We start from the raw sequence: 10849 nt of genomic DNA on the forward strand, positions 1-10849 counted from the left end.
GTTTAAAATTTATAACCTCTAGCAATCCAATAGAGCCAGTCTGCGATCGCGTCTTGAGTTTCACTGTCAGCATCAATGGCTGCTATTTCAGATAATTTTGCAGAATATACATCATCATCCTTACCATTAATGTAAGCCACTTCTACATACATATCTTTCAAGCACTCATCATCTGGGGCCATTCCCAGTACTTCCACTTGTTTCTCCTCGACAGCACCTGATTTGCGTCCCTTCTTAGTCCATGTAGCCATAAAGGGAAAATTCAGAGTCTCTTCAAGGTAGTAGTACCAACCCATAGCTCGGTCTTCTTTGTCTTCAGCATCTACAACAATCTCTGTTTTAATGCGATGCTCTCGGTTTTCGTCGGCTTCAACACTAGGCATAAGATAACACTTTGCGTATAATTCATTTTGATAATACTACCAAAATGTTTCTAAAATCATACTTAAATATATCTATGATGTCCGCTTAATTACTTATTAACCTCCCAAAACCCCACCCTTTAATCCCCTCTTTGCAAACTCTTAGGGGCGGGTGGGGTGAAATGGCTGTGGGAATCATAACTAATTATCTGTAAATGATATAAACTCTACAAAAAAACCGCTTGTCATTGACAAGCGGTTTTCTAGTTATTGTTCTTAAGGGGAACTTATTCGTTGCACTAAGATAGATGCAAAATTTTTCAGAAATTAAACAAGTCTCAAATCTGGATAATTTGCTAACACATCATCAGATGTGAGGGTATCATTTTCAGCTTGAGGAGTCCAAAGAACTTCAATTGCTAGAAGCTTGTCGCTAGGGATACTACCAATTTGCCGCAAAGCTTGGCGCAAATCATCAGCACTATTGATAGCTGTGGGGATGTCAAACTTACCTAGTGTCGCCGCCAGCAAGGTGACAACAATGTATTCGCCAGGGCCTTCGGTAAATAGGCGGGTGGGATTGTCGAGTTCGCCAGCCGGAGGTAAAGCATCTTTAGCAAGGGCTGCTCTTAGCTGGTTGTTGACATTAGAAAGAGTTTCTTCGCTAAACTTGCTGCGTTCTGCCAGTGACAGCCGATTAAACTGACTTTCAGCTGAATTTAAACTGGCTTGTTGAGTGCCACCGCCTGCATATACAAAGTATTCTGGATGGCGGAGTAAAGCTAGACTGGCTTCTTGGAGAATTTCTGCTCTGCCTTCGGGGGTGTTAGTATCAGCAGTTTCAGCAATGTGGTTGAGTTCATTTTGCAATTCACGCGCTTGAGCTAACAAACCTACTTGCAAACGAGTTACAGAAACAGGAGAGTTACTGCTGTAATCTGCTTCTGGTGTTTCACCGCTAGAGACGCGGCGGAAAGTTTGCAATAAGAAATTAGCGATCGCAAAGAAAATTAAGATGCTAAATAGACCACCAAATCCTCCGCCAATACCCCAGAAGGGAAGTAGGAAGGGAAAGCCAAAGCCACCACCAAAACCACCACCATAACCACCACCGGGATAGTAGCCGCCCCCGCCAGGAGGTGCATAAGTACGCGGTGTATAGGTGCGGCTAGAAGGTGCTCTAAAGGAGCCACCACCGATGCGACCTCCACTGCGGGCTGCTAAGGCGCCGTCAGCGTGACCAAGAGCCAAAGCTAACACCAAGCTTAGGGCTAAGAAGGTTTTTAACAGCGGTTTGATGGTTTGTTGTAGTTTTTTACGCATAAGACAATCGCTTGAAAAACGAAATTATTATTTATGATTTCTCCCGATGGTGGGAGCAGTCTTGCAGGATGTTGCTAACGCTAGCCCGTAACAAGCAAGTTTGTAGCATTCACGTAGTATTACCTTTTCGAGGCTACATATTCAATTTACCGCGTCTTATCTTGGGTAAGTAGCGATCGCAGGGGGGATTTCTCGACTGGGGAACCGTACCGGAAGACATGTTTATCCTCACAGAAATTGCGATGTCTATGATGCGCTACGTCTACGGGCAATGGTTTGCTATGCCTCGGACTAGTTTCAGACTACAGTTTTGAATTATACAGATGATTTGAATTTTTAGTGATTATTTTGACTAATTTTTTAATCCTTCACTGAATAAGTAGTACTACTTCTGAACTTATTACAGGATTTACGCAACTGGCATATCATATTATTTTCAGTTCGTAGTGTTCGCGTAGCGTCTCGCAGAGAGGACTTTAGTCTTCAAAATAAGGGCTAGAGCCGCTTACTACAAACTACAAATCCGATTTTTTTGTGACTTGCGTAAGTCCTATTATTACTCAATATTTAGCACGGGCAAAACGCCTAGCTACCACCGACAGCACTCATTAATACATTTGGAGGCTGATAATTTACGTGTACGTAGAAAGCTAGTAAGTGTCTGTAATCCTTATAATTTTTCACAATAGACATAATGTTGCAACTAAGTAGCTATAAAATTTTTGGCATTTTGGCACATCTACTTTAAGTGTTTAGGATATTTTATTGAACGTAGCTAAATTTCGGAATTTTCACAGCAGATGTTTACTGAGCATTTTCGCTACAAGTGTTAGCTTTGATTTTTTGTTCATTATGCACAGAAACTCTCAAAGAATGAGAAATTTGCAACAAAAATAAAATCAACACAACAAAAAAACAATCTTTTTGGCTAATCTTCTAAAATAGGCTTCAAATTTGTCTACCAAATTCGTTTTAAAAGAAATAAAATAATAATGATGGCTTTGAAAGTAATTCTAATTGTAAATATTAAAAACTATTTGAAATATAGTCATCAATTTTATTATGGAACATATTTCTCAACTAACAGCCGAAATCAGAGATAAAGCTGCATACCCAGATATCCTAGTCATATCCCGGATCTTTCTGCCGAAAGAAGCTGTAATTGGGGAATATATCTACAATCGTTGTCTGCAAGATCCAGAACGAATAATTGTACTGGCAGCTAGTTGCTCAGGAGATCGAGTATTTGATAAGAGTCAACAGTTTCCTGTGTATCGCTGGTATTATCCTAAATATTGGGGTAGTGGCTATGTGGGAAATATCCTCAAACCTTTGGTCAATATCGTCTGCTCATTTGTTCTAGCAATTAAACTCTATTTTCGCTATCACTATCGTTATATAGAGTGGGGCCACGGCTATGATTTTCCTTCACTGTTGCTATTGAGCTATTTGTTACCTATTCGCTTTTTTATCTATCTGCACGGCAACGATCTTCTTTGCACTTTACACAATCCCGTGCTGCGATCGCTATTTAAATTAACACTTCATAGAGCCGAAGGCATTGTTTGTAACAGTTCTTATACAAGAGATTACCTCAGAACTGCTTTCCGATTAAATACTCCTACCCACGTCATTAACCCCGTAATCAGACCAGAAAAATTTGGTAATAATGTAGCCAGTCCCAGTAGCCTTGATGATTTACGGGTTCGCGTGCGTCAGGCATACAACATTCCTGATTCAGCAATAGTGATTCTCTCCATCGGCAGACTAGTAAAACATAAAGGTTTCGACCGAGTAATTGATAACATCCCAATATTGCTAACTTTTGGGGTTGATGTCCACTATATACTCTGCGGGCAAGGGCCAAGTGAGTCAGAACTGAAATCTCTAGCGCATCGTTTGCGAGTAGATAAGCGCGTCCACTTTGCCGGATATGTGCCAGAGCGAGAATTAGCAGGTTATTATGCAGCTTGCGACATATTTGCCATGCTGACTTTATCAGATACTAAACCTAATAATATGGAAGGTTTTGGTATGGCTTATTTAGAAGCAAGTTACTTCGGTAAGCCGATAATTGCCCCTCGTTTAGGTGGTGTTCTAGATACAGTTCAGCATGAAGAAAATGGGATACTCGTTAATCCCAATTCTGGTTATGAAGTTTTTCAAGCTTTCAATCGGTTGTGCAAAGACCAACAATTACGCGAGCAACTCGGTCGTAAAGGTAAAGAATTAGCCAAGCGTAAAACTCTCCATCGCTCGCTTTATAAAGCAGATGGAAAAAATGCAATTTTGTAAAATGATTTTATTAACTGACCCCGATTGAATTATCAAATTCAAAAAATATCAAAAAGGGCAATTTACTATAAGTCATGTTTCTGCATAACCTTTAACAAATTGCTTCGCAAAAGAGCAAGATTTCATTGTAAAATCTCGCTTGTGATGCGATTAAATGTGCAATGAAGAATATCTGGTTTAACATAGAGCAATTCCTTCGGCGTTACACAAAGCACCGAATGCAATCTTTCGTGTTTACAGTCATTGGATGTCTTGCTGTAGTTAGTGTGATTACCTTTGGGGCAATGTATGTTGTGGCTCAACCTGCTTCAACTTCATCTGAACGTCCTGCTGTGAAAGCGCCAAATTTCGGGCGACACTTTCAAGAATTTGAGCGTGAAGGCTCTATCTTGATTTACGACTCAAAAAACAACCGCACCTACGAACACAATCCTCAACGTAATGCAACTGCGATCGCTCCAGCTTCAACCTTCAAAATTTTTAACGCGCTGGTGGCATTAGAAACAGGTGTAGTTCCTGATGATGTGGCAGTTCTCACTTGGGATGGAATTCACCGAGACATTGATGCCTGGAATCATGATACAAATTTGCGTCAAGCCTTTAAGGATTCAACTGTTTGGTTCTATCAAGTATTGGCACGTAGGGCTGGATATGAACGGATGCAGCAATTTATTAATAAAGTAGGCTACGGAAACCGTCAGATTGGCACTGTCGCAGACATCGATCGTTTTTGGTTACAACCGCAGCTATTGCAAATTACACCCAAACAGCAAATTAAGTTTTTGCAACGGTTATATCAAGGCGATTTGCCTTTCTCGCAACGGACAATAAATCTTGTCAAAGACATTATGGTACGCGAACAAACTCCAGACTATACACTGCGAGGAAAAACGGGATGGTTAACCAGTACTAAACCAAATGTTGGTTGGTTTGTGGGTTATTTAGAGCAAAACAAAAACGTCTACTTTTTCGCCACAACCCTTGATATGCAAAAATCGGAAGATGCACCCGCCCGCATTGAGATTACACGACGTAGCCTCAAGGATTTGGGCTTGCTGGCTCAAATCAACTAACCACCACCAACAATAGTTACCACTTCTAAGCGATCGCCTGGTTGCACTTTTGTTTGCGGCCAAAATTGTCGGTGTAAAATTTCGCCGTTATACTCCACAGCTACCAATCGGGGGTTAAAACCCAACTGTTGGAGTAAGTCGGGTAAAGAAGTTTGAAATGAGCAGCTATGGGTTTCCCCATTCACCTGAATCGTAATCTCATTAGACATAATATGTGTGTGGGGCATTGGAAATTGGGCATTGGGCATTGGAAATTGGGTATTGGTTACTCACTTTGGGCAAATGACAAATGACAAATGACAAATGACTCTTTTAAATTTCTGGCTTAATGCGATTTAGTTGGGAGAGCAAATATTGCGTTACTAGGGTAGGCTGTTCGGCTTGCATGAGCGATCGCACCACTGCTACACGTTCGGCTCCAGCATCGATCGCATCATTGATATTATTGGCATCTATTCCCCCAATCGCAAACCAGGGAATTGAGCAATTTTTGGCTGCATAGCTGACATATTCTAGCCCTGTTGCTGCCTTACCTACTTTCGTGGGAGTTTCATAAACTGGCCCCACGCCAATGTAATCTACATTTTCAGCAATTGCTGCTTGCATTTCTTCTTTATTTGTGGTAGAAAGACCGATCAGACGTTGCGAACCGAGTAATTGCCGAGCAACAGCAATAGGCATATCTTGTTGTCCCAGATGCACCCCATCGGCATCGACAGCTAAAGCTACATCCACGCGATCGTTAACAATAAACAAAGCACCGTAGATGTGGCATAACCGCCGTAATTTTCTCGCTTGTTCCAGACGCAAAGAATCATCGGCGGTTTTGTCGCGGTATTGTAAAAGTGTTAATCCGCCTTTGAGTGCAGCTTCGACAGTGTTCAACAAATTTTCACTAGGGGAAGTCACAAGATACAAACGCGATCGCCACAACAATTGATGGCGCTGATGACCCATTAAACTACTTTCTAGGGTATAAACCTGATAGCGCATCTGCTTACAAGCTTTAGCCATACTTGGTTGGTAAAGCTTGCTGTATTCTTCCAACACCCGTAATGCTTCTTCTATCCGACAAAAGTTAGCTTGCAAGACCGATTTTATACTAGCTCGTTGTTCTTCTTGAGGATGGGTTAACTCAGTTCCAGGATCGCCTGGTGTATCTCGCGCCGCCCGTAATTCTGGAGTATGCCACTTGGCTACCTCTTGTCGCAGCCGTTTGCATTCCAGAGCCAACTGGGCATTGTTCAAACCAAATCGGCACCATTCCTCGATAATTCGCAAACCCTCACGAGCGCGGTCTAAATTGGCATCTAAAATGCGGTAAACAACTTGCTGTGTTTGCTCTTTTTGGCTGTATGGCTCGACCATTACAACAACCCCATTAGTGCTTTCATCGAAGTGTGAATTATCATAAGTCCTAGTAACCATAAGTTAAATAAGATTGCTTTTTTTTACTAATTTTTGCGGAATCTACGCAAAATAACGTAGTAGTGAGGGTTACGGTAAATTATCCCATGTTCCTATAGACAGTGATAAGGGTAGTTTGAGGCTACAGTTTCGCACTGAGCTTAGTCAAGTGTTTTACGATAGACAACGAGCTTACAAAAGACTAGCAAAAGGGAATACACCAGAAAATCTACAATAGATATGTAGCAATCCGAAGGACTTCCAAATAAAAAAAATATCCAATTAATTCTTGTGGGGTGGGTAACATGATGTTACGTCTCTACAAGGATTTTGGATAACACATATTTAATTTCACTTTTATATCTATTAAATAAATGATATAGGCACAATTCATGAATTTTGCCCACAAATTATTTTGGGCAACGCACAATTAATTTCTGGAGATGTCTAATATCATTTATTACTATGTATTAAATATCGCCACTCGGTCAATATATGAGTAATATTATCGACATAATACTCTCTAGGGAGTATAAGAATTTATGATTACTTATAAGGAGTGGTGTTAAATATGATTCTTCCTCGTATGTTTACTGAGTACCATAGAGTAGATGTTTTGTTTGCAAAGCTGAAGTTTCTGAAATCAGCAAGGCTTTTATTTTTTAGTTTTTCAGTATTATCTTTTATTCTAGGGATGGGGGCGGCAAGTATAGCGTTTCTGGGTATCAGCCAGGATAGTGCGTTAGCGCAGCTCGCCGTTGGCAAAGCCTCTCGTAGAGAAAGCATCGCTCAGATTCCATCGACACCAAATTCAGCACCTCTGAATCAGAAAACACCTTCTCAAGCTAATGTGCTATTTGTCAATCCTGGTGTTGGAGATGACAAGGCAAGCAATGGCAGCGAATCCGCTCCTGTAAAAACTATTACCCATGCATTGCGATTAGCTAACGCCAATACTGTAATTATGCTCTCTACTGGCACTTATAGCGCCGAGACAGGAGAGGAATTTCCCTTAATATTGAAACCGGGTATTTCAATTCAAGGCAACCCCAGCAATCAAGGTAAGGAGATTATCATTCAGGGAGGCGGTGATTACCTGAGTCGAAGCTTTGGCGGCCAAAACGTCACAATTGTCGGGGCAAACCAAGCCTTGCTCACAGGGGTAACAGTGACGAACTCTAATCCTCGTGGTTACGGTTTATGGATTGAATCTAGCAATCCGGTAGTCGCAGAAAATACTTTTACTGGCAGTACTCAAGATGGAATTTCCGTCAGTGGTAATGCCGCACCTACCATTAGTAAGAATTACTTCGATCGCAATGGAGCCAATGGCATCACAATTGCTGGTAACTCTAGTCCGCAAGTGAAAGAAAATGTCTTTCAGCAAACAGGTTTTGGGATTAATATTGCTCAAAATGCTGCTCCTATAGTCATAGGTAATCAAATTCAAAACAATAGATCGGGAATTATCGTACAAGCAAATGCCCGCCCGATTTTGCGGAATAATTCTATTCAAGATAATAAAGAAGATGGTTTAGTCGCGATCGCTCAAGCAATGCCAGATTTGGGTAGTGCATCCGAACCTGGGGGTAATACATTTCAAAATAATGGCCGCCACGACATTAACGCCAGCGCTGCTAAACAGGTGATTTCTGCTGCTGGTAATAACCTTGTGAGCGATCGCATCATTGGTAAGGTAGATATTAACGGTACAACAGCACTAGCAACCCCAAATTCTCAACCAGTTCCCAACAACGTATTACGACAAATACCACCAAGTGGAGAAATCACCTTCTCGGCTCCAGAAATCTCTGAAACTACTAATGGGCAAACCAGCAACAGTATTTCAGCAAATAATCCTGTTTCTGGGCAATTAAACAGTCAACTGCTGCCATTAATGCCAGCCAATAATGTACCGCCTTCCTTGCCTATATCCAAACAACCACCGACTTCTAGAGTCGCCGGATTTCCTACTCCTAGCAGCTTGTCAGGTAGACAAATACCAATTAACGCACAGCCACCTGATACACCACAGTTAAATTACGTGCGGATCGATCCTAATACCATTGAGTTTACTGCCCCTGAGTCCCCATCCAATTCAGTTGCACAGCCACCAGTTGCAAGTATAAGGAATCAAACACAACAGCCATTACCAATACTAGAAACTGCTGCCCCAGGTGCTTCAGAACTTTTACCACTTCCCAATCCCAATATCCCCATTGTTAATACTCGCAATCTACAAACAAGTTCTGCAAGTATTCCCTATGGTGGTAACTCTGCAACACAATTTGGTGTACGTTATCGCGTAGTAGTGCCACTTACAACCGATCGGGATCGAGATTTAGTGCGATCGCTTGCTCCTGGTGCGTTTCTCACAGTTTGGGATGGTCAAAGAGTTATGCAAGCAGGAGTATTTAGCAGTGAATATAACGCTAAAGAAATGCTTAAAACACTCTCTAGTAAAGGTTTAAGAGCCATTATGGAACCGTTGAATTGAGTAGGGTATGGGGCATGGGGCAAAAGAGGCGGAGGATACTTTCACGCTTCGATCGCCCCTGAATTCAAATAGCATAGAACCAGATAACCACAAAACCGCACTATGACTCCACAACTCGAAGCTGCGATCGCTGCCATCCAACTGCTCTCATCTACAGAACGTCAACAACTGCTGCAAATCCTTACCCAAAGCAATTCATCCTCACACTCTCAAACCGATCTTAAAAATCTCAGTAATCAGTTTTGGCAAAATACCACGCTCAAGCAGTTACTCGCCACCCAGACCCCTATTACCGTTCATAGCCTCAAATATCTCGCTGCTGACTTTTGGCCTGAAGAAGACTCGATCGAGGATTTTCTCACTTTCCTGCGACAGCAGCGCCAAAAGGCGATCTAACTAAACTGCCATGAGTCTTCTCCTCATTGATACTGATATCGCTTCCTTCATCCTCAAAGGTAGTGATTATGCCGACCCTTACTTGCCACTTTTGAGTGGTCAGGAATTGGCACTGTCATTCATGACCGTCGCTGAACTGTTTCAGTGGGCAATTTTGCGTCAGTGGGGCGATCGTCGCCCCACACAGCTAGAACAATACCTGTCGAATTACCTGATCGTTCCAGTCGATCAATCTCTTTGTCGAGAATGGGCACAGGTTCGTGCCAATCGACAAAGCGCGGGACGACCAATATCTCCACAAGATGCTTGGATTGCTGCAACGGCTCTACGCTACGACTTACCGCTAGTAACTCACAATATCAAAGACTTCCTAGAAATTCCCAATCTCCGGCTTATTACCCCTTCACGTTAATACTGCATTTGTATTCTTACTTCTTGACAACTTGTATTTATTCGTTTGTTGCAGTCAGTCTAGCAAATATGAAGGTCAGATCCTTTTTATTGTCATTGGCGATCGCGGGTCAAAATGAAATCAATCGACTTGAGAGAGCGATCGCTTTTCTAATGTGGAGAAGGCATCGCTTTTTTAGTCATCATCATTCATTTTTCTGCTTAAGCTAAGTATTAAGCTTAATTTGATACTTTATTCTCTCTTCATTTTTCAGTGGAATTTATAATTGACAAAGGCAATGTTATCCTAACTTGTCACGAATGAACCGATTTAATTTTATTCAATAGTAAGAGGTATGGAACCGACCATCGAGCAACTTAAAGCATTCTTTGACTTTTGCGTTCGGGCTAGTAATTTGTTTAGAGATATAGCATTGGTTAGATTTGATCAGAGGATAAGCCGAATCGTGATTTTGATAGGCGAAACCATCCAAATAGAAATTCTTAGTAATGGGGAGAACATTATCCGATGACAGACTATTTAACTCTTAATGAGCAAGAATTAAGACAATATGTGATATCAAACCCCCAGGATGAGGAGGCATTTCAGCATTACCTCAGCATCATAAGAGCGAAACCGGGGGTAGTGGTCAGCACTCCAGAACAATTAGAGGCTGAGTTAAAACGGCGTATTAATCAAGCTAGTTAACATGAAACCCGTTACTGACATTCCAGTAACGGGGTTTTTTCAATTTATACCAATTCAATTAATGATTGCAACACATTCTTTTTTCAAATTGGTATTAGCAGCTTGACTCAATGTGAATTTTGGGACTTGCCTTTATTCAGCAACGCCGATATTCTCGCGATCGCACACCCTTATATCTGCGCTGATTTGGCGACTTGCGTCTGGATACAGCAGGCTCAGTTTTTTCTGTTTTACCAACTTTCGGTGATTGGCGATCGCCTTCGCCGTAAATCGGGTTAAGGCAAGAAAACTCATCATCTAATACCTCAAAACGACTTTGAAGTACCTCAAAACGACTTTCAGGTACCTCAAAACGACTTTGAAGTACCTCAAAACGACTTTGAAGTACCTCAAAACG

Annotated in this window: 12 protein-coding genes; 7 read left to right on the forward strand and 5 right to left on the reverse strand. The window is 41.6% G+C overall.

Annotated elements, in window-relative coordinates; genetic code table 11:
* Positions 1 to 2: 2 nt before the first annotated feature.
* Entirely contained in the window at positions 3 to 383 is a 381-nt protein-coding gene (locus RM049_RS35780; protein ID WP_322674937.1) for a calcium-binding protein, read from the reverse strand.
* Positions 384 to 689: 306 nt separating this feature from the next.
* On the reverse strand, positions 690 to 1685 hold the full coding sequence (locus RM049_RS35785) for a DUF1517 domain-containing protein (protein ID WP_322683578.1): 996 nt from the start codon (positions 1683 to 1685) through the stop codon (positions 690 to 692).
* A 1062-nt stretch (positions 1686 to 2747) separates the two neighbouring features.
* Here RM049_RS35785 and RM049_RS35790 point away from each other — a divergent pair.
* Both RM049_RS35790 and blaOXA read left to right on the forward strand, forming a co-directional pair.
* On the forward strand, positions 2748 to 3980 hold the full coding sequence (locus RM049_RS35790; RefSeq protein ID WP_322707595.1) for a glycosyltransferase family 4 protein: 1233 nt from the start codon (positions 2748 to 2750) through the stop codon (positions 3978 to 3980).
* A 218-nt stretch (positions 3981 to 4198) separates the two neighbouring features.
* On the forward strand, positions 4199 to 5053 hold the full coding sequence (gene blaOXA, locus RM049_RS35795) for a class D beta-lactamase (protein ID WP_322675611.1): 855 nt from the start codon (positions 4199 to 4201) through the stop codon (positions 5051 to 5053).
* On the opposite strand, the gene thiS is transcribed toward blaOXA, so the two are convergent.
* Together thiS and RM049_RS35805 are read right to left on the reverse strand one after the other, a co-directional pair.
* Positions 5050 to 5262 carry a sulfur carrier protein ThiS gene (gene thiS / locus RM049_RS35800; protein WP_094349580.1) on the reverse strand — a complete coding sequence of 71 codons (213 nt, stop codon included), beginning with the start codon at positions 5260 to 5262 and terminating at the stop codon, positions 5050 to 5052. The genes blaOXA and thiS overlap by 4 nt on opposite strands.
* Positions 5263 to 5365: 103 nt before the next feature.
* Positions 5366 to 6481, reverse strand: coding sequence for a thiamine phosphate synthase (locus tag RM049_RS35805; RefSeq protein WP_322707596.1), 1116 nt, complete (start codon positions 6479 to 6481; stop codon positions 5366 to 5368).
* Positions 6482 to 7031: 550 nt separating this feature from the next.
* On the opposite strand from RM049_RS35805, the gene RM049_RS35810 reads away from it, so the two are divergent.
* The 5 genes from RM049_RS35810 (at position 7032) to RM049_RS35825 (ending at position 10452) form a co-directional block, all read left to right on the forward strand.
* The gene (locus RM049_RS35810; RefSeq protein WP_322707597.1) at positions 7032 to 8957 is read left to right on the forward strand and encodes a DUF1565 domain-containing protein; all 1926 of its coding nucleotides are present in this window, start codon (positions 7032 to 7034) and stop codon (positions 8955 to 8957) included.
* Positions 8958 to 9059: 102 nt separating this feature from the next.
* The gene (locus tag RM049_RS35815; protein WP_322707598.1) at positions 9060 to 9353 is read left to right on the forward strand and encodes a hypothetical protein; all 294 of its coding nucleotides are present in this window, start codon (positions 9060 to 9062) and stop codon (positions 9351 to 9353) included.
* 10 nt (positions 9354 to 9363) lie between these two features.
* Positions 9364 to 9765: a type II toxin-antitoxin system VapC family toxin gene (locus tag RM049_RS35820; protein WP_322707599.1), complete on the forward strand. Its 402-nt coding sequence runs from the start codon at positions 9364 to 9366 to the stop codon at positions 9763 to 9765.
* Between the two features lie 334 nt (positions 9766 to 10099).
* Entirely contained in the window at positions 10100 to 10276 is a 177-nt protein-coding gene (locus tag RM049_RS39495; protein WP_416212686.1) for a DUF6888 family protein, read from the forward strand.
* Positions 10273 to 10452 (forward strand): DUF6887 family protein, encoded by a 180-nt coding sequence (locus RM049_RS35825; protein WP_322707600.1) that lies wholly within the window; start codon positions 10273 to 10275, stop codon positions 10450 to 10452. Before RM049_RS39495 ends, RM049_RS35825 begins: the two co-directional genes overlap by 4 nt.
* A 136-nt stretch (positions 10453 to 10588) precedes the next feature.
* Here the strand turns inward: RM049_RS35825 and RM049_RS35830 are convergent.
* The coding region (locus tag RM049_RS35830; protein WP_322707601.1) for a hypothetical protein at positions 10589 to 10849 on the reverse strand (261 nt) is incomplete at its 5' end.

This window comes from Nostoc sp. DedQUE04, assembly GCF_034530995.1.
In the GTDB taxonomy this organism is placed as follows: domain Bacteria; phylum Cyanobacteriota; class Cyanobacteriia; order Cyanobacteriales; family Nostocaceae; genus Nostoc.